At 69.9% G+C, this 18,731-nt stretch carries 12 protein-coding genes and 1 pseudogene; 5 read left to right on the forward strand and 8 right to left on the reverse strand.

What is annotated here, in order from left to right; genetic code table 11:
* On the reverse strand, positions 1–237 hold a 237-nt coding region (locus D7W79_RS21405; RefSeq protein ID WP_147442001.1), incomplete at its 3' end, for an EamA family transporter.
* A 75-nt stretch (positions 238–312) separates the two neighbouring features.
* Complete coding sequence (gene ligD, locus D7W79_RS21410; RefSeq protein WP_120527242.1) at positions 313–2,910, reverse strand: DNA ligase D; 2,598 nt, start codon at positions 2,908–2,910, stop codon at positions 313–315.
* 254 nt (positions 2,911–3,164) lie between these two features.
* Here ligD and D7W79_RS21415 point away from each other — a divergent pair, with 254 nt between their 5' ends.
* The 5 genes from D7W79_RS21415 (at position 3,165) to argE (ending at position 9,345) form a co-directional block, all read left to right on the forward strand.
* Positions 3,165–3,650 (forward strand): ferritin-like domain-containing protein, encoded by a 486-nt coding sequence (locus tag D7W79_RS21415; protein WP_120527243.1) that lies wholly within the window; start codon positions 3,165–3,167, stop codon positions 3,648–3,650.
* Positions 3,651–3,694: 44 nt separating this feature from the next.
* Positions 3,695–5,077 (forward strand): formimidoylglutamate deiminase, encoded by a 1,383-nt coding sequence (gene hutF / locus D7W79_RS21420; RefSeq protein ID WP_120527244.1) that lies wholly within the window; start codon positions 3,695–3,697, stop codon positions 5,075–5,077.
* A gap of 81 nt (positions 5,078–5,158) precedes the next feature.
* The gene (locus D7W79_RS21425) at positions 5,159–6,625 is read left to right on the forward strand and encodes a hypothetical protein (protein ID WP_120527245.1); all 1,467 of its coding nucleotides are present in this window, start codon (positions 5,159–5,161) and stop codon (positions 6,623–6,625) included.
* 74 nt (positions 6,626–6,699) lie between these two features.
* On the forward strand, positions 6,700–8,106 hold the full coding sequence (locus D7W79_RS21430) for a hypothetical protein (protein WP_120527253.1): 1,407 nt from the start codon (positions 6,700–6,702) through the stop codon (positions 8,104–8,106).
* A 96-nt stretch (positions 8,107–8,202) separates the two neighbouring features.
* Positions 8,203–9,345 (forward strand): acetylornithine deacetylase, encoded by a 1,143-nt coding sequence (gene argE / locus D7W79_RS21435; RefSeq protein WP_120527246.1) that lies wholly within the window; start codon positions 8,203–8,205, stop codon positions 9,343–9,345.
* 12 nt (positions 9,346–9,357) lie between these two features.
* Here argE and D7W79_RS21440 read toward each other — a convergent pair whose 3' ends face one another.
* The 6 genes and pseudogenes from D7W79_RS21440 to D7W79_RS21465 form a co-directional block, all read right to left on the reverse strand.
* Positions 9,358–10,089 (reverse strand): DUF2652 domain-containing protein, encoded by a 732-nt coding sequence (locus D7W79_RS21440; RefSeq protein ID WP_120527247.1) that lies wholly within the window; start codon positions 10,087–10,089, stop codon positions 9,358–9,360.
* Between the two features lie 36 nt (positions 10,090–10,125).
* Positions 10,126–13,710, reverse strand: coding sequence for a transcription-repair coupling factor (mfd, locus tag D7W79_RS21445; RefSeq protein WP_120527248.1), 3,585 nt, complete (start codon positions 13,708–13,710; stop codon positions 10,126–10,128).
* 169 nt (positions 13,711–13,879) lie between these two features.
* Positions 13,880–14,569: a pilus assembly FimT family protein gene (locus D7W79_RS21450; RefSeq protein WP_120527249.1), complete on the reverse strand. Its 690-nt coding sequence runs from the start codon at positions 14,567–14,569 to the stop codon at positions 13,880–13,882.
* Positions 14,566–15,786 (reverse strand): PilW family protein, encoded by a 1,221-nt coding sequence (locus tag D7W79_RS21455; RefSeq protein ID WP_120527250.1) that lies wholly within the window; start codon positions 15,784–15,786, stop codon positions 14,566–14,568. Before D7W79_RS21455 ends, D7W79_RS21450 begins: the two co-directional genes overlap by 4 nt.
* Positions 15,783–16,292, reverse strand: a complete 510-nt coding sequence (locus D7W79_RS21460) for a type IV pilus modification PilV family protein (RefSeq protein WP_120527251.1) — start codon at positions 16,290–16,292, stop codon at positions 15,783–15,785. The genes D7W79_RS21455 and D7W79_RS21460 overlap by 4 nt, the downstream gene beginning before the upstream one ends.
* Positions 16,289–18,731: pseudogene (locus tag D7W79_RS21465) on the reverse strand (pilus assembly protein); the annotation flags it as partial. The gene D7W79_RS21460 and the pseudogene D7W79_RS21465, both read right to left, overlap by 4 nt.

An 18,731-nucleotide genomic window follows, 5' to 3' on the forward strand; every position in this document is an offset into this window, starting at 1 on the left:
GCGCCACCCCGTGCCGCCCCCCAGCGCCGTCCCGCGCGAGCGCGCGAAGGGCAGCAGCGCCACCCCCGCGACGAGCATGCGCGTTCCCACGAAGCGCAGGGGCGGCAGGTCCTCCAGCCCCACCTTCACGGCGGCCCAGGTGGAGCCCCAGAGGATGAAGCAGGTGGCGTACGCCAGGGACACCTTCCACCGCGGCGCGGGCTTCGCGGCGAGGCTCACGACGGTCACGGACGACATGGCGGCGCGGGCAGTAGCACGCGCCGCCCCCTTGGGGGAAACATCCGCTCAGGGAGCGGCGCGTCAGCCGCCGGCTCACTCGTCCGGCAGCACCTGCTTCACCCGGAGCACGGGCGCGAACAGGTCCCCCACCGCGTCCAGGCGCTTCTTCAGCGTCTCCAGGCGGAAGCGGTACGGGTCCAGGCGGCCGTTCACCTCGCTCCACTCCACCGGCGCGGAGAAGGGCGCACCCTCCACGGCGCGCAGGGAGTAGGGCGCCACCACCGTCTTGCCGCGCGCGTTCTGGCCCGCGTCGATGTAGAGCCGCCCGCCGCGCTCGCGGATGGAGCGCTCCGTGGTGGCGATGTCGCCCAGCTCCTCCTCCAGCTCGCGCGCCCGCGCGTCCGCGAACGCCTGCGTGCGCGCATAGGTGTGGCCCGGCGCCAGGGGCACCAGCACGTGCAGGCCGCGCTTGCCGGACGTCTTGGGGAAGGACTTGAGGCCCAGCTCGTCCAGCCGCGCGTGCAGCAGGGTGGCCACCTTCACCACGTCCTTCCAGCCGCCGGTGCCGGGGTCCAGGTCGAACACCACGAAGTCCGGCTGCGCCAGCCGGGGCGCGTGCGACAGCCACATGTGCAGCGTCAGCGCGGACTGGTTGGCCAGCCACAACAGCGCGGACGTGTCCTTCACGTTCACGTGGCGCAGCGTCTTGTCCTCGTGGCGCACGCGCAGCGTGGGCATCCACGCGGGGATGCCGGACAGCTCGTGCCGGAAGAAGCCCGGCGCCTGGATGCCCGCGGGCCACTGCTGGTGGGACAGGGGCCGGTCCGCGAGTACGGGCAGGAGCAGCGGCGCCACCTGCTCGTAGTACGCGAACACGTCCGCCTTCGTCAGGCCGGAGTCGGGGAACAGCACGCGGTCGCCGTGCGTGAGGGCCACCTCCGGCCCGCGTGAGGACTTCGCGCGCGTCGCCTTCGCGGCGGGCGCCTTGCTCGTCGCGGTGCGGGCGGAGGCCTGCACCGGCACGCGGCGCGAGCCCCGGCGCGCGGCGCCCTCGATGGGGGCCGGGCGTTCCCGCACGACCTCCTTGGGCACCTTGTCGCTGCGCAGCCCCTGGAACACGGGGTGGCGCAGGCGGCCGTCCTTCGTCCACTCCGTGAAGTTCACCTGGGCCACGTACTTCGGCTTCACCCAGACGGTGTCCGTGTTCGTGGGCGCGTCCACGGCGGACGGCTTCTTCACGCGCGTGGCGTCCAGCAGCCAGCGCAGCTCGCGGCGGTCCTTGGACGTGTAGCCCGTGCCCACCTTGCCCACGTCGACGAAGCCGTCCTTGCCCCGCACGCCCACGCGCAGCGCGCCAATCTCCGACTTCGCCCGCTCGTTCTTGATGGGCAGGTACCCCAGGATGACGACCTCCTGGCCCGCGACCACCTTCAGCTTCAGCCAGTCCCCGGAGCGCGTGCCCGTGTAGGGCGAGTCCTTGCGCTTGGCGATGATGCCCTCCCACCCCTTGCGCCGCGCCTCCAGCAACGCGCGCGACAGCGACAGGTCCAGCTTCTCGGAGAGCTGCAGCGGCAGCTTCACGGAGGCCATCAGCTTCTCCAGCCGCGCGCGGCGCTCCTCGTAGGGAAGCTCGCGCAGGTCCTCGCCGTCCAGCCACAGCAGGTCGAACACGATGAAGCGCTGCTCCGCGCCCTCCTCCGTGTTCTGCAGAATCTGGAAGCGCGAGCGGCCCTTCTCGTCGAGCGCGACGATCTCCCCGTCCACGACGACGTCCTTCGCGGGCAGCTCGCGCAGCGCGGCGGCGAGCCGGGCGAAGCGGCCCGACAAATCGTTGCCCCGGCGGCTCTGGAACGCGAGCTTGTCGTGGGTGACGGCGCACACGGCGCGGAAGCCGTCGTACTTCACCTCGTAGGCGTGCGTCTCGTCGTGCACCTCGTCGGACACCGCCAGCCGCGCCAGCATGGGAGGCCACACGCGCTCCAGCAGCTTCTCCGGCGTCGACGGGGGACGGGCCGCCTTCGAGGGCTTGCGCACGGTCTTCTGGAGGCGGGCCGCGGGCACCGCGCGCACGGGCGCCGCGGGCTTCCTGGTGCGCAGCACCCCCGGCTTGCGCGGGCCCTGCGTCTCCACCTGGCCGCTCTTCACGGACTCGGGGCGCTCCACCGTGACGTCGTAGTCAGCCTTGGCGTACTCGTCCTTCGCCTTGAAGAAGAGCCACTGCGCCTTGCCGCCGCGCGGGCGGGTGCGGATGAGGTGCCAGCGGCCCTTGAGCTTCGCGCCGTGCAGCAGGACCTCCAGGTGCCCGCGCTTCAGCTGCGCCTCGGCGTCGCCGGGGGGCACGACCTCGAAGGTGCCGGACTCCCAGAGCAGCGAATCGCCGCCGCCGTACTGGTCATCCGGGATGTGCCCCTCGAAGTCCGCGTAGGAGCGCGGGTGGTCCTCCGTCTGGACCGCCAGCCGCTTCACCGCGGGGTCGTGGCTGGGGCCCTTGGGGATGGCCCAGCTCACCAGGACGCCGCCAATCTCCAGCCGCAGGTCGTAGTGCAGCCGGGTGGCGTCGTGCTTGTGGATGACGAAGACGGGAGCGCTCGACTTCGGAGCCGTCACGTCCGGGGACGGCTCGGGCGTGAGCTGGAAGTCGCGCTTCGTCCGGTAGCGGCTCAGACGCTTCTGGGTGTCGGAGGTCTTCACCCTCCAACGCTCTGCACAGGAGAGCGGGCGCGCAATTCCTCACATCGGTTGGTGGGCAGGCAGGGGAGCAGGCGCTCCCCGCGCGGACCCGGCATCTGATTTTTCGGCCACATCCCCGGAATGGGCCCACGGCCGTCCGCCCGCCCTGGGCTCGAAGGAGGGATGAGGGAGGGAACGGCGGTTGGTTCCGGGAAGAGGCATCCCCACATTGTTCGGGCCCGAGCAGTCGCGTACCCGGTTGGAGGAGGCACCCCATGGCCAACAAGTCCGAAGTGGATCGCCTGCACAGCCTGGCCCAGCTCGATGCCGACGCCGTGGGCGCATACGACGTGGCCATCGCCCGCATCGGGCCGGCCCTGGTGCGCGAGCGCCTCAACAGCTTCCGCGCGGACCACCTGCGCCACGTGCAGGACCTCAACACGCTCATCCTCCACTTCGGGGGCGAGCCGGTGACGCTGCGCCCGGACCTGAAGGGCTCCGCGATGAAGGGCCTGACGGCCATGACGGGGCTGATGGGGACGGAGGCCACGCTGTGGGCCATGCTCGGCAACGAGGAGCTGTTCGACCGGGCCTATGAGCTGGCGCTCCAGTTCGAGTGGTCCCCGGAGGTGAAGCTCCTCATCCGCAAGCACCGCGAGGACGAGCGGCGCCACGGCACGTGGATCCGCGACGCGGTGCGCACCCGTCCCTGGGCGGAGCACCGCGTGCCCTTCATGGACGTCGCTGAAATGGGCGCCTGAAGCCGCTACCGCGCGTCGCGGCGAACTGGCATACGCTGCCGCGCGTGAGCGACATCACTGTCTACCAACCCGACTTCCTCTTCGTGGACGGGCGTTTCCACGAAGGCCGTGCGCTGGCGGTGGGCGCGGATGGCCGTGTGCTCGGCGCGGTGCCCGAAGGGGCGCGCGTGGAGCGGCTCGCGGGGCGGGCGCTGCTGCCGGGGCTGGTCAACGGCCACTCGCACGCGTTCCAGCGGCTCATCCGCGGGCGCACCGAATACGTGGCGTCGGCCGGCGGGCAGGACGACTTCTGGTCCTGGCGCGAGGCGATGTACCGCGCCGCGGAGGCGCTCACGCCGGAGGAGATCCACGTCGCCTCCCGGCAGGTGTTCCTGGAGATGGTGCTCGCGGGCATCACCACCGTGGGCGAGTTCCACTACCTGCACCACCAGGCGGACGGGACGCCCTACGCGGACCGCAACGCGCTGGCGCACGCGGTCATCCGCGCGGCCACGGACGTGGGGCTGCGCATCTGCCTGCTGCGGGTGGGCTACGCGCGCGCGGGCTTCAACGTGCCCGCCAACCCGCGTCAGCGCCGCTTCATCGACGCGGACGTGGACGCGTTCCTGTCCACCACGGAGGCGCTGTCCCACGCGGTGCGCGGTGACGCGCGGGTGAGCGTGGGGCTGGCGCCGCACAGCGTGCGCGCGGTGTCGAAGGACTGGCTGACGCAGGTGGCCCGCACGGCGCCCGCGAGCATGCCCATCCACATGCACGTGGCGGAGCAGCCGAAGGAGATTGAAGCGTGCCTCGCGGAGCACGGCCGCCGTCCGGTGGAGCTGGTGGCGGACGTGGGCCTCCTGGGGCCGCGCTTCACGGCCGTGCACGGCGTGCACCTGACGGACGCCGAGGTGACGCTGCTGGGCCGCGCGGAGGCCACGGTGTGCGCGTGCCCGTCCACGGAGCGCAACCTGGGCGACGGCATCGTGCCGGCGGACGCGCTGGTGAAGGCCGGGGCGCGCGTGAGCTTCGGCTCGGACAGCCAGACGGTGGTGGACCTGCTGGACGAGGCGCGGCAACTGGAGCAGCACCTGCGGCTGGTGCGGCTGCGCCGGGCGGTGCTGGACCCGGGCAAGGGGACGCTGGACGGGCTGGCGGCACGGCTCTTCGACATGGCCACGGTGCAGGGCGCGCGGAGCCTGGGGATGGGCACGGGCACGCTGTCACCTGGGTCGCCCGCGGACTTCTTCACGGTGGACGTGCAGCACCCGTCGCTGGTGGGCGCGGGGCCCGCGTCGCTGCTGCCGGGCATCGTCTTCGGGGCGGCGGGAGGCGCGGTGCGCGAGGTGGCGGTGGCGGGCCGGCTCCTGGTCCGGGACGGCCGGCATCCGCTGACGGAGGAGAGCGGCCGGGCCTTCCAGCAGCTCGCGCGGCGCCTCTACCCGTAAGGGTGGAGACGGGGTTCGATATGGCGGGCGGGCCAGGGCCGTTGATGCTCCGCGATGTGCGATTTTCGCGGGAGGACGTGGATGCGTTCAGGACTCTGGCTGTCGCTGATGATGCTGGTGGGGTTGGCCGTGGGGGGCTGCGCCGGGCGGCAGGACCTGGAGACACCGGACTACGAGGCCATCTACGACCTGCCGCTGGAGGAGATGTGGCCTTCGGTCAGGGAGTACTTCACGGACGCGAACCTGCCCTACCGTGAGGACCGCGGCAGCCTGGTGCTGGAGACCGAGTGGAAGCAGGAGTTCGGCGGCTCGAAGATCGCCGGCTACTGGCACCGCTACATGGTCATCGGCAAGCGCGAGACGCCGACCAGGAGCAAGCTGTGGATCATCCGCATCACCAAGTCCGTGAACAAGGCGCTGGCGGCGCCCGGCCGGCAGCTGGACTGGGGCACGAATCGGGGACTCGGAGGGGACCCCTCGCAGCGGGATCAATTCTCGCTCGGGAACGGTGACTACTCCATCTCCGTCGAGGACGAGGGGGACCGGCTGGCCTTCCCGGTGGGGGAGAACGCCTTCTACGTGGACTCCGGGCAGGGCACACGTGACCTGACGATGGAGTGGCGCGTGTTCCGGGGCATCATGCCCAAGCTGGCGAAGAAGCAGCAGCAGGTGAGCGCGGCGCAGCAGGTGGCGAAGGCGCCGGGCGCGAAGGACGCCCCCACCTTCACCGAGTGCGGCCAGTCCATCCTCGGTTTGAAGAAGCAGGCGAAGGCGGGCGGGGTGGTGCTGCTCGGGGAGCTGCACGGTACGCAGGAGGTGCCGCGCTTCATCGCGCAGTCCGTGTGCCAGCTCGTCACGTCCGGAGTGCCGGTGACGGTGGGCCTGGAGCTGCCGGTGGAGAACGAGGAGCGCATCACCACGTTCCTCCAGAGCCAGGGCGGTGAAGTGGACTGGCTCAAGCTGATGGAGGCGCCCTTCTGGCGCAGCCCGTACCCGGATGGCCGTGGCAGCGAAGCGGTGGCCAACATGCTGGAGCAGCTGCGCCAGCTGCGAGCCCAGGGTCTGGACGTGGCGGTGTTCGTCTACGACCACCCGAAGCTCTCCGGGCAGCCGCGCGAGGACGCGCTGACGCAGACGGTGCTGGCGCAGGTGAAGGCAACACCCCAGCGCTTCCATCTGGTGGTGAGCGGCAACGTCCACTCGCGTACCGCGAAGGGGCTTCCGTGGGACAAGCAGTACCGGCCCATGGGCTACCAGCTGAAGGACCAGCTCGATGATGTCACCGCGTTGGACATGGCCTACGACAGCGGCACGGCGTGGATCTGCGCGGCGGATGCGCAGGGACGCAAGCTGGACTGCGGCGTGAAGGAAGCGAAGGGGAAGGACAACGGCGACCGCTTCTTCGTGCACGCCTGGGGCTCGGCGAACAAGGAGGGCTACCACGGGGTCTTCTACGTGGGCCACGTGAGCGCGTCCGAGCCCGCCGTCCTCAAGGGGCTGGGGAACCCGGACGCGGCGCCCGCGCCGGAGTCCGCGCCGGGCCTGTAACGAGCGCGGGCGATATGCCCCCGGCGTGCGCGGCGTTGTTCATCACATCGCGGAACGTGATGGAGGCGGTGCGAATGCGCTCGATGTTGAGGATGGGATGGCTGGCGTTGCTCCTGGCGGTGGGGTGTGCCGGGCGGCAGGAGCTGGAGACGCCGGACTACGAGGCCGTCTACGACGTGCCGCTGGAGGAGATGTGGCCGTCGGTCCGGCAGTACTTCACGGACGCGCGCCTGCCCTACCGCGAGGACCGGGGCAGCCTGGTGCTGGAGACCGAGTGGAAGCAGGAGTTCGGCGGCTCGAAGATCGCCGGCTACTGGCACCGCTACATGGTCATGGGCAAGCGCGAGACGCCCACGAAGAGCAAGCTGTGGATCATCCGCATCACCAAGTCGGCGAACAAGGCGCTCTCCCGGCCGGGCAAGGAATTGGATTGGGGAAGCATCCGGCCCGTCGGCGAGGACGGGATTGCCCTGAGCCCGGAAGACGACGGGGACCGGCTGTCCTTTCCGGTAGGGGAGAACGCGTTCTACATGGAGTCGGGGCAGGGCACGCGTGACCTGACCATGGAGTGGCGGGTGTTCCGGGGCATCATGCCCAAGCTCGCCAAGAAGCAGCCGGTGAAGGGGGAGCAGCAGGTGGCGAAGGACACCCCGGCGTTCACCGAATGCGGCCAGTCCATCCTGGGCCTGAAGAAGCAGGCGAAGGCGGGTGGGGTGATGCTGCTGGGAGAGCTGCACGGCACGCAGGAGGTGCCGCGCTTCATCGCGCAGTCCGTGTGTCAGCTCGTCACGTCGGGCATGCCGGTGACGGTGGGCCTGGAGCTGCCGGTGGAGAACGAGGAGCGCATCACGGCGTTCCTCCAGAGCCAGGGCGGAGAGGTGGACTGGCTCAAGCTGATGGAAGCCCCTTTCTGGCGCAGCCCGTACCCGGATGGCCGTGGCAGTGAAGCGGTGGCCAACATGCTGGAGCAACTGCGCCAGCTGCGAGCCCAGGGCCTGGACGTGGCGGTGTTCGTCTACGACCACCCGAAGCTCTCCGGGCAGCCGCGCGAGGACGCGCTGACGCAGACGGTGCTGGCGCAGGTGAAGGCGAAACCGCAGCGCTTCCATCTGGTGGTGAGCGGCAACATCCACTCACGCACCGCGAAGGGCCTCCCGTGGGACAAGCAGTACCGGCCCATGGGCTACCAGCTGAAGGATCAGCTCGACGACGTCACGGCGTTGGACATGGCCTACGACAGCGGCACGGCGTGGATCTGCGCGGCGAACAAGCAAGGCAGCAAGCTGGACTGCGGTGTGAAGGAAGCGAAAGGCAAGGACAACGGCGACCGCTTCTTCATGCACGCCTGGAGCTCGGCGAACAAGGAGGGCTACCACGGGGTCTTCTACGTGGGCCACGTGAGCGCGTCCGAACCCGCCATCCTCAAGGGCCTGGGGAACCCGGACGCGGAGCCCGCGCCGGAGTCCGCGTCCGGCCTGTAACGAGCAGGGTGGCCTCCGCGCGACGCTGAAGCCACGGGCCCACTGGCGTCGCGGCGCGGGCGGTGGCATGGAGGTGGCCTGACTGGAGGCCGTCCCATGAGCGACACGCTGCCCGCGCTGCGGGCCACCCTGGCGGAACTGGTGGCGCTGGACACCACGTCCTCGCGCCCCAACGCGCCCCTCATCGACTACGCCCAGGCGCGGCTGGAGGCCGCGGGCTTCACCGCCGAGCGCCAGCACTACACCGACGACGCGGGCGTGGCGAAGGTGAACCTGGTCGCGCGCAAGGGCGACGCCGACCGCGCCGCGCTGGCCCTGGTGGGCCACTCCGACTGCGTGCCCTATGACGCCGCCTGGACGGACGCGCTGCGCCTCACCGAACGCGACGGCAAGCTGTACGGCCGCGGCGCCTGCGACACCAAGGGCTTCATCGCCTGCGCGCTGCACACCGCCACGCGCAAGGACCTGCCGAAGCTGGACGCGCCCCTCCTCATCATCCTCACCGCGGACGAAGAGGTGGGGCTCGTGGGCGCGAAGAAGCTGGTGGCCGCGGGCCTGGGCCGCGCGAAGCACGCCATCGTCGGCGAGCCCACGCGCCTCATCCCCGTGCGCGCCAACAAGGGCTACTGCCTGGCGGAGGTGGAGGCGCTGGGCAAGGAAGGGCACAGCGCGTACCCGGAGCTGGGCGCGTCCGCCATCTTCCGCGCCGGCCGCTTCCTGCAGAAACTGGAGACGCTGGCGAACACCGTCCTGCGCGAGGACCGCGACGAGGGCTTCCAGCCGCCCTTCACCACGGTGAACGTGGGCCTCATCCAGGGCGGCAAGGCGAAGAACGTCCTGCCCGGCTCCTGCCGCTTCACCGTGGAGTGGCGTCCCATCCCCGGTCAGGCCGCCGAGCGCGTCCCGGAGATGATGGAGCACATCCGCCAGGAGCTCACGCGCGACGAGCCCGCCTACGAGGCGCGCATCAAGGTGCTGCGCATGGACCGGGGCGTCCACACGCGCGGCGACGCGGACGTGGTGCGCTTCCTGGAAGAGGTGAGCGGCAATGCGTCCGAAACGGTGTCCTTCGGCACGGAGGCCCCCCAGCTCACGGAGCTGGGCGCTGAGGCCGTGGTGTTTGGCCCCGGCGACATCCGCGTCGCGCACCAGACGGGGGAGTTCGTCCCCATGGAGGACCTGGTGCGCTGCGAGGCCGCGCTCACGCAGGCGGTGGCCCGCTTCTGCGCGGGCCGCTGAAGGCCCGGCGCCTCAGGGCTTCTTCGGCACGATGGCGTCGACGATCTCGACGTTGCGGAAGCCCTCGCACGCCTCCTTGAGGCCGAGCACGTACTTCAGCGAGCGCAGCTCCATCGTCAGCTTGTGCCACAGCTTGCGCGGCAGGCTGGGGCGCGGCGCGGGCACGCTCGCCACCAGCGCGCTCAGGTCGATGTAGTGCGTCGCCGTGCGGCCCATGCCCTCGAAGTCGTGCTCCAGCTCCTGGCTGAGCTGGCGCAGCTCCGGGTCCAGCCGCTGGTGCACCGCGTCCGTCATCAGGACGTACTCGGACAGGGGCACGTCGTTCTTCAGCATCCGGTGCAGGAGGATGACGTCCACTCCCGCCAGCTCCGTGAGGTGCTTCACCTTCTGGAAGGCCACCTCCCCGGCATGGGCCACGAACTTGAGCGTCAGGGCGCCCACCTGCGTGCACCCGTCACACTTGCACATGCGGTCCAGGGCCAGCTCCTCCTTGCGGGCCAGGAAGGCCCGGCGGATGGCCGCGACCTGCTTCGCCACCGGTGAGACGTCGTCGCCCACGGCGTAGAAGAAGGCCGCGTCGCCTTCGAGCTTCGCCAGCTTGAACCGGCCGGACGCGTCGATGACGGCCTCCAGCAGCTGCGCCACCGTGTCCTGCGCGTGCGCGAGACCGAAGCGGTGCTGCCGCATGAAGCGGGTGTAGCCGCCGATGTCCGCGATGAGCAACAGCGCCTTCTCAATCGCCATTCGGCGGCCAGCCTAGCTTAAGTCCCTCCGCGTGCGTCAGTGCCGGGGCAGCGCGCAGGTGCCCACGTCGCGCAGCAGCTTGTGCGCCTCCGCCAGCAGCGCGTGCCCCTTCACCTCCGCGGGCACGCGCGCGATGAGCTTCATGTCCGGCGTCAGCCGGTAGAAGCCCTTGGAGCGCTGCACCAGCCCCGCCACCTTCGCGCCGTCCAGCAGCGCGTCGCCGCCCAGCGCCAGGGACAGCCGGCCGGGGCCCGCCTCCAGCGCGCGCAGCCGCAGCTCGCGCATGTCGATCTTCAGGAGCGTCACCTCGGAGAGGGCGTCCACCTCGTCGGGCGCCTCGCCGTAGCGGTCCACCAGCTCCGCGCGCAGGTCCGTCACCTCGTCCGGGTGGCTGGCCTGGCTGAAGCGCTTGTAGAACACCAGCCGCTGGTGCACGTCCGCCACGTAGTCGTCGGGGATGAGCGCCGGCATGGGCAGGTTGATGTCCGGCTCCACGTGCACCTTGGGCGGCATGCCCTGGAGCTCCGCGACGGCCTCCTCCATCAGCTGCGCGTACAGGTCGAAGCCGATCTCCGCGATGGCGCCGGACTGCTTCTCGCCCAGCAGGTTGCCCGCGCCTCGGATTTCGAGGTCGTGGCTGGCGATGGAGAAGCCCGCGCCCAGCTCCGTGAAGTTCTGGAGCACCTCCAGGCGCCGCTGCGCGTCCTTCGTCACCGGGCGGCGGGTGGGCACCAGCAGGTACGCGTACGCGCGCTCCTTGCTGCGGCCCACGCGTCCGCGCAGCTGGTAGAGCTGCGCCAGGCCGAACTGGTCCGCGCGGTTGACGATCATCGTGTTGGCGCTGGAGATGTCGATGCCGCTCTCGATGATGCTCGTGCACAGGAGCACCTGGAACTTGTGCTCCGTGAACTGGAGCATCACCTTCTCCAGCTGCCCCTCGCCCATCTGGCCGTGCGCCACGCCGATGGAGACGTTGGGCAGGAGCTTCTTCAGCTCCTGCTCCATGGAGGGCAGGGACTCCACGCGGTTGTGCACGAAGAAGACCTGGCCGCCGCGGGCGATTTCACGCTCGACGGCCTCCTTGATGGCGGCCTCGTCGTACTTCATCACGAAGGTGCGGATGGCCCGGCGGTCCTGCGGAGGCGTGGCGATGATGCTCATGTCGCGCACGCCGGACATGCTCATGTGCAGCGTGCGGGGGATGGGCGTCGCCGTCAGCGTCAGCACGTCCACCTGCGTGCGCAGCCGCTTGAGCGCCTCCTTCTGCTTCACGCCGAAGCGCTGCTCCTCGTCCACCACCAGGAGCCCCAGGTCCTTGAAGGACACGTCACCCGCCAGCAGCTTGTGCGTGCCGATGACGATGTCGACCTTGCCCTCCTTGGCGCGGCGGAGGATGTCGCGGATCTCCGGCGGCTTGCGGATGCCGGAGATGACCTCCACCGTGACGGGGTAGTCCTTGAAGCGCTTCTTGAAGGAATGGAAGTGCTGCTGCGCCAGCACCGTGGTGGGCACCAGCACCGCCACCTGCTTGCGGTCCAGCGTGGCCTTGAAGGCGGCGCGCATGGCCACCTCCGTCTTGCCGTAGCCCACGTCGCCGCAGACGAGCCGGTCCATCGGCTGCGCCTTCTGCATGTCCGCGAGCACGTCCTCGATGGCCTTCGCCTGGTCTGGCGTCTCCTCGAACTCGAAGTCCGCCTCGAACTGGGCGTAGTAGCGGTCCGGCGGCGCGAACGCGTAGCCGGGGTGCGCCTTGCGCGCGGCGGCCATCTGCAGCAGCTCCGCCGCCATCTTGAGCAGCTGCTCCTTGACGCGCTTCTTCGTCTTCTCCCAGCTCGTCGTGCCCAGCTTGTCCAGCTGGACCTTCTCCGGGTCGCCGCCGGTGAACTTCTGGATGAGCCGCATGCGGCCCACCGGCAGGTAGATCTTGTCCCGCCCCGCGTACTCCAGGACGAGGAAATCCCCCGGCACGCCCTGCACCTCCATCTTCGTCAGGCCCGCGTAGCGCCCGATGCCGAAGTCGGTGTGGACGATGAGGTCGCCTTCCTTCAGGTCCTTGAAGCCCGCGGCGAACGCGTCCAGCTTCTTGCTGCGCTTGACGCGGCGGCGCGAGCGGACGCCGAAGATCTCCTCGTCCGCGAGCACCGCCAGCCGGCCCTCGGGGTCGGTGAAGCCGTGGCTCACCTCGCCGGTGAACAGGTGCGCCCACACCGCCGGCTCGTAGAGCTTCGCCGGGTCCTGCAGCGCCTCCGTGTGCACCTTCACCATCACGGACCGGTCCAGCAGCAGCCGCTTGAGCCGGTCCGCCTGGCTCAGCGTGCCGCACGCCACCGCGCACGCCACGCCCGTGTCGCGCCAGCGCTGGAGCCGTTCCACCAGCGGGGTGAGCGCGCCCTCCTCGCCGTGGTGCGCGAGGATGGCCTCGCGCAGGTCCTGCGTCGTGCCGAAGGTGAAGGCCACGGGCGCTTCGGACTGCGAGAGCGACAGGCCTCCGCCCTCCACCACGCGCAGGGCCTTGAGGCCTGCCGCCACGCCCTCACGCGTGAGGAAGTGGTGCTCCGGCGGATAGGTGAGGTCCTGGCGCGCGTCCGCCTCCTCCACGCCCTTGGCCAGCTCCGCCCACAGCTCCTCCAGCGCGCGGTCCAGCCCCACCGGGTCGTCCAGGTAGACGACGGGCTCCGGCGCCCACGCGCGCAGGTAGTCGAACACCGTGGCCAGGCCGCCCTCGAAGAACCCGGGCAGCAGCCCCTCCAGGCCGAAGCCGGGCAGTCCTTCCCTCAGCGCATCCAGCCGCTCACGCAGCTTGATGGTGGGCAGGTTGATGCGGTCCGCCACCGCGCGGGCGGCGGCCTCGGCGCGCGGGCGGGTGTCGTCGGTGAGCAGCAGCTCGCGCGCGGGCACCAGGTCCACGGTCTTGAGCGCGTCCACGGTGCGCTGCGACTCCGGGTCGAAGACGCGGATGGACTCGATGGTGTCCCCGAAGAACTCCAGGCGCACCGGCCGCTCGTACAGCGGGCTGAAGACGTCCAGCAGGCCGCCGCGCACGCTGAAGGTGCCCTTGTCCTCCACCAGCGGGCTGTTCTGGTAGCCCATCAGCGCAAGCTTCCGCGCCAGCGAGTCGCGGTCGAAGTCCTGGCCCACCTCCACGCGCTGGGCCAGCCCCTCCATCACCGCCAGCGGCAGCACGCGGCGGTGCAGCGCGCGCAGGGACAGCACCAGCGCGGGGAACGGCGTGCCGCGCGCCAGGTGGAACAGCGCGCCCAGCCGCTCCGTGATGGGGCCGGCCTCCGGCGACAGCTCGTCGTAGGGGAGCACCTCGTCCGCGGGCAGGCGCAGCACGCGGGGCTCCAGCAGGCTGCCGGTGCCGCCCAGGAAGAAGGCCAGGTCGTGCGCGAGCGCATCCGCCGCCTCTTCATCCGCGGCCACGCACACCAGGGGCGCGCGCAGCTCGCGGTGCAGGCGGGCGAGCAGGTGGCCGCGCGCCGCGCCCTTCACCCCCTGCGTCCGCGCACGGTGCCCCGCGCGCAGGGAGGCCAGGAGCCGGGCGAAGGCGTCACCGGAGGGAGGGGGAGCGCCGCCGGGCCAGGACGTGCCGTCGGACTTCGGAGGAAGGGAGGTATCCATTCGGGGGCCCGTGTGGGGGCCCTCGGCTAATTAGGGTGCGCCCTGTCCCAAATCAACGCTGGATGCGGACCCCTGTCGTGTCCATGGAGCCCGAGGCACGGCCGCCAGGCAGGGAGGCTCACACGCGCCCGGGACACGGGAAGGTCCCCGGGCGCGCGGAAGGCCTGGGTTACTTCGCGCACGCATCCGCCAGCCGGATGTCCTTCCGGCTGGTGTCGGTGGTGGTGGCGGCCAGCGAGTCGCAGTCCATCACGCTGGACAGGCCCGTCAGCGGCTCCACCATCAGCACGCTCTTGGCGCGGTTGGAGGTGAAGCGGAACTGGATGGACCAGTCCTTCGGGGCCGCGGCGGCGACCTTGCCGGGCTGGCCAAGCTCCCCCCTCAAGCAGTTCATCTGGAGCACCGGCCGGCCCGTGCCCGGCAGGAAGCACAGGCTGTTCATGTTCGCGGCGTTCATGGTGGGCGGGATGACGATGTCCGGCCCCTTGTCGCTGCAGCACGAGGGCACGTCGCGGCAGGTCTTGTTCACGCAGGCGATGCTGGGACACTGGTCCAGCGTCCACAGGTCCGGGTTGCCCAGATCGTCGCCGCACTTCAGCTGCTCCCAGCGGGCCACGGTGTGCTTCTTGCCGTCCGGCTGGTCGACGTTGGCCTCCACCACGAACCGCACCGGCTGGTTGGTGCTGATGGCCAGCTGGCGCGCGCGCAGCGCGGAGGACCACAGCTCCCGGGTGGCGGCATTCTCCCGCTGCCCGCCGATACGGCCCTGCACTCCCGCCACGGCCAGGCCAATCAGCACGGCCACGATGGCCACGGCCGTCATCAGCTCCAGCAAGGTCATGCCCCGAGTGCGCTTCACTTGCTGGCCTCCTCCTTCAGCTTCAGCCGGACCAGCCCGACCGAGGCGAAGTTGCGCGGCTCCACCATGAAGGTGAAGCGCCGGCGCTTGTAGCCGTCCCGTGCATAGCCCTCTTCGTCAGTGCCCGTGAGGACCGCGTCCTGGTTGACGCGACGGGTGCGGATGACCAGGGACACCTCCAGCAGGCGGACCCGCTGGCGCAGCTGCCGGATCAGCTCCTCGTCCGTGGCAGGCTTGGGGATGTCCGTGCCGTCCAGCGCCTTGCCCAGGAAGCAGGCCTTCGAGTCGAAGAGGGCCCGCGTGCACTGGGAGATGGGCGGGTGCTGCACGCCCACGTTGTAGCTGTTGTCGCCGGGGTACCAATCCAACGAGGTCTTCAACGTGTCGAAGTCCATGACCCCCTCGCGCACGGTCATCTGCTCCACGTCACGGCTGAGCACGGCCCAGGTGGTCATCCCCGGCGACTGGTACTCCAGCGTGGGGATGTTGCCCTTCCAGTTCACCCGGTAGGCCGCGCCGTCCAGGCGCAGCGCCAGCCAGTTCTCCGGATCCTTTGCGGTCGTGTCGGGCTTCCACGTGTCGGCGTTGAGGCAGTAGGTGCTCGTGAAGGGGTTCTTGAGGGTGAGCTTGGCACCGGCGGTGTCCACGCTGTCGAGCGTCCCCGGGCAGGCCAGCTTGTTGCCCCCACTGACGAACACCACCGGCACGGAGCCGCCCGTGGCGAGGGCCGCGGAAGGGGACACCGTCGTGCAGAAGGTCTTCCCCAGCGCGTCGGTGGTGTCGCGCATCGTGGTGCCCCCGCAGGTGCGCAGGGTGAGCATGTCCCGCGTGCTGCCCCAGTAGACCTGGATGGCGTCCGACTTCAGGTCCTCCGTGGGGGCCGGCACGAAGTCCGGGTCCGGGGTCAGCGTGGTCCCGACCGCCGTCTTCAGGTCCGGCTTGCTCCAGACCATGAGGGCCGAGCTCAGGTTCGTGTCCGAGAAGGAGATGGGCGTGTTGCCCATGCCCGCCCCGGCACGGCTCAGGTCCGAGGTGAGCTGCTCCTTCACCGCCCGGCCCGTGATCTGCGCGACCATGGTCTGTTCCTCGAAGAGGGCACGCTTCTGCATCTGCGTGCCCACCACGAGTCCGGTGGTCAATACGATGACCCCCAGCGCGCTGGCGATCATCACCTCGAGGAGCGTGAAGCCCCGGTCGTTCACGGAGGTCGGTTTCATGGTGCCAATCGGGTCTGGAGGACCACGGCCTGCCGGCCCGCGCGAACGCTCGGCTCCGTCCAGCTCACGGTCACGCGCACGTTCAACAGGGTGCCTTTCGAGACGCCCGCCAGCACGCGGCTGATGGACGGCTCACCCCACTTGCCGCCTTCCGCGGTGCCCGGCTTCGCGGAGTTGTCTACGTCCACGTCCACGGTGTAGGCGCGGGCCACGAGACCGGCCGCCGTGGGGGCGGTGGTCCTCAGGACTCCCTCCGACGTCTGGTAGACGGTGAAGGAGTAGTTATCCAGGTTGCTGCAGTCCTTCGTCCCCTCGCACCCGCGCGCGAGGATGGACTCCAGCTCACGCTCCGCGATGACCTGCGCCTGGTTGGCCGTCAGGGTCCGGCGGTTGGTGCGGGTGGTCTGGCTGACCACGGTCATCGCGGCCGCCACGCCCAGCATCATGACGGCCATGGTGGCCATGACTTCCAGCAGGGTGACACCCCGTGCCGCGCGCGACTTCATTGCGGCAGCCTCCCGTCCGGCATGGATTCCCACAGCATGATCTGCGAGCGGGGGATGCTGCTCAGGCCCGACTTGTTGTTCCACTTCTTGCCGCCCATGATCTTCATCTTGCCCGTGGCGGTGAGCACGAAGAGGTGCTCGTCGTGGACCACCGGCGGCGAGATGGCGTGCCCGTCCAGCGCCGACTTCTTGATGGCGCCCGTGAGCTGATTGGCCGTGTAGGCGCTGCCGTTGCGCTTGTCGCTCAGGTTGCAGATGTCCGCGGCCGCGCCCACCGCGGTCGCCGCGTAGACGTTCTCCGCGCTGACGGTCACGCCGCCCCACAGCTTCTCGCCCGGCTCCAGCTTCTGCACCCACATCGGGTCGAAGGACTTGCAGGCCTTCTCGCTCTTGGGGTCCGTGTCCTCGAAGCCGAGCAGGAAGTACTGGAACTTGGGGTTCTTCGGATCCACTTCCTTGGGGCCATCCGTGTACTGATCCGGGTTGTCACCCGTGCCGAAGAAGAAGCGCACCGAGGGACCCTTGTCCGTGCTGATGAGCTTCACGGCCATGTTCGAGTAGAGCTGCTGGTAGTCCAGGTCCTTGTCGGCGACCTGGCCCTTCAGCGCCACCGAGGCCTTGGCCACCATGCACTTGTCCACCTTGTTGCCCAGCTTGTTGCCCTTGGTCACCTTCTTGAGGTTGACGCGCCAGATGCTTCCGTTCGTGGTGGGCACGTACATGACGTCGTAGGTGCCGTCCTGGTCCAGGTCCAGCAGCGCCGTCTCCGCCGCGATGCCGACGCCCTCCTCGAAGGTGATGACGCCCGCGAGCTTGCCGGCGGCCGTCGAGTCGAAGTCGAGCGGCCGGCCCGTCTTCATGTCGAGCAGGAACACCGCGCCCGCCCGCTTGTTCGCCGGCTCGTAGTCGGTTCCCACCACCGCCACCCAGCGCTTGTTCTTGTCGTCCGGGCCCCAGGCGATGCGGGCCACGGAAGGCGCGTGGCGCGAGCCGGTGTTGTCCGGCGGCTTGACGCTGGAGTCCTTGGCGAACTCGGTCGCGACGGTCGAGTCCGCGAGGCTGAACTCCCACATGGGCAGCGGGTACTCGTTCTCGAGCTCCGGATGCGTGATGTCGAGCGAGAACACCACCGGGCTGCTCTTGCCCGACGCGGACACGAGCACCGTCTTCGCTCCCGTATTGCGCGACTTGGTCGCGGCAGGGGTCCACTTGAACTCGATGCCGGAGTCGTTCCAATCCGCCTTGGTGCCCAGGTCCACGTTGGCGATGGTGGGCGAGGCATCAATCTGGGGCTTGGGCAGGGTGGTGGAGCCGCGGAAGCGCACGTACTGGTTGCGGTACTGGCTGATCATCATGCTCGGCATGTAGGAGAAGAGCTCCTTGCCGGTGCCGTACTCACGGTCCGCGGGGCTGGTCGCGCTGCCACAGGCCTTGGGCTCGAAGTAGCCGCGCTGCTGGTCGTACCCGAGGCAGCCGTCGCGCAGGGCATTGCGGAAGTCACCCGTGTCGAAGGCATGGAGGGCGCCCGTCATCGTTCCCACGTAGGCCACGGTGTCGCGCTTCTCCATCGGCTTCATGAAGTTGTCGCGGTAGAGGTCCCGCTCGGTCGGCTTCGCGTTCTGGTAGAAGTGGTCCTGGTACGGCGGCACCGCCACCGCCACGGTGGACAGGTTGATGCCACCCATGGCCCAGGGCCGGCGCTGGTTGTTGCTACCGGTGGCCAGGCGGTTCTCGTACCCGTACAGCCAGTCCACCAGGAAGTCGCGGTCGTTCTCCGGGCCCGGGATGTTCTTCTCGGGGAAGTCATTCTTGTCGATGGTGGGCGTGCCGCAGCGGCCGTCGTGGTTCAGGTCGTACCGGAAGCGGCCGTCGATCTCGCTGTAGTCGTTGCAGAGGCTGTCGGGGAACAGCGCCAGCGCCGCCTGCTTGACGTCCACGCGGTTGCCCGAGGCGTCCGTCGTGTAGAGCTTGCGGTCCTTCAGCTCCCCGCTGGTGAGCGACAGCGCCATCACGCGACCGGCCTCCCACTGCTCCTTCGCGTCCGTCTTCGAGGGGTCTTCCGGGAAGTAGAGCGACTGCAGGTACAGACGGCCGCGGATGCCGTAGTCCTTGGTGCCGTCATAGGCGCGGATGCCCGGCCCGGGCATGCTGCCCTTGGTGGAGCTCCAGCCCGTGCCCCAGGCCTGGCCCGGCGTCTCGTTCACACCCCAGATGGCGACGTTGCCCAGCGTGCTGGGGCTGGAGCGCGCGTAGGCGCCCGAGCGCACGGCCTGATAGCCGATGTCCACGTCGTCGATGATGGGAACGCACCGCTCGTTGGGGCTGCTGATGTCCACCTTCCAGCACAGCTGCGAACCGGTGACGCCCATGGCCAGCAGGTCGAGCTCCACCTCCTGCGTGGGCGGGGTCGTGGTGGGGAAGACCACGGGGATCCACGAC

The sequence above is a fragment of the Corallococcus exercitus genome, assembly GCF_003611585.1.
In the GTDB taxonomy this organism is placed as follows: Bacteria; Myxococcota; Myxococcia; order Myxococcales; family Myxococcaceae; genus Corallococcus; species Corallococcus exercitus.

Excerpts from the sequence above, each read along its gene's own strand:
- mfd (WP_120527248.1), bottom strand. The coding sequence starts at position 13,710 with ATGGATACCTCCCTTCCTCCGAAGTCCGACGGCACGTCCTGGCCCGGC.
- D7W79_RS21455 (WP_120527250.1), bottom strand. The coding sequence starts at position 15,786 with ATGAAACCGACCTCCGTGAACGACCGGGGCTTCACGCTCCTCGAGGTG.
- D7W79_RS21440 (WP_120527247.1), bottom strand. The coding sequence starts at position 10,089 with ATGGCGATTGAGAAGGCGCTGTTGCTCATCGCGGACATCGGCGGCTAC.
- D7W79_RS21460 (WP_120527251.1), bottom strand. The coding sequence starts at position 16,292 with ATGAAGTCGCGCGCGGCACGGGGTGTCACCCTGCTGGAAGTCATGGCC.
- D7W79_RS21415 (WP_120527243.1), top strand. The coding sequence starts at position 3,165 with ATGGCCAACAAGTCCGAAGTGGATCGCCTGCACAGCCTGGCCCAGCTC.
- D7W79_RS21430 (WP_120527253.1), top strand. The coding sequence starts at position 6,700 with ATGCGCTCGATGTTGAGGATGGGATGGCTGGCGTTGCTCCTGGCGGTG.
- argE (WP_120527246.1), top strand. The coding sequence starts at position 8,203 with ATGAGCGACACGCTGCCCGCGCTGCGGGCCACCCTGGCGGAACTGGTG.
- D7W79_RS21425 (WP_120527245.1), top strand. The coding sequence starts at position 5,159 with ATGCGTTCAGGACTCTGGCTGTCGCTGATGATGCTGGTGGGGTTGGCC.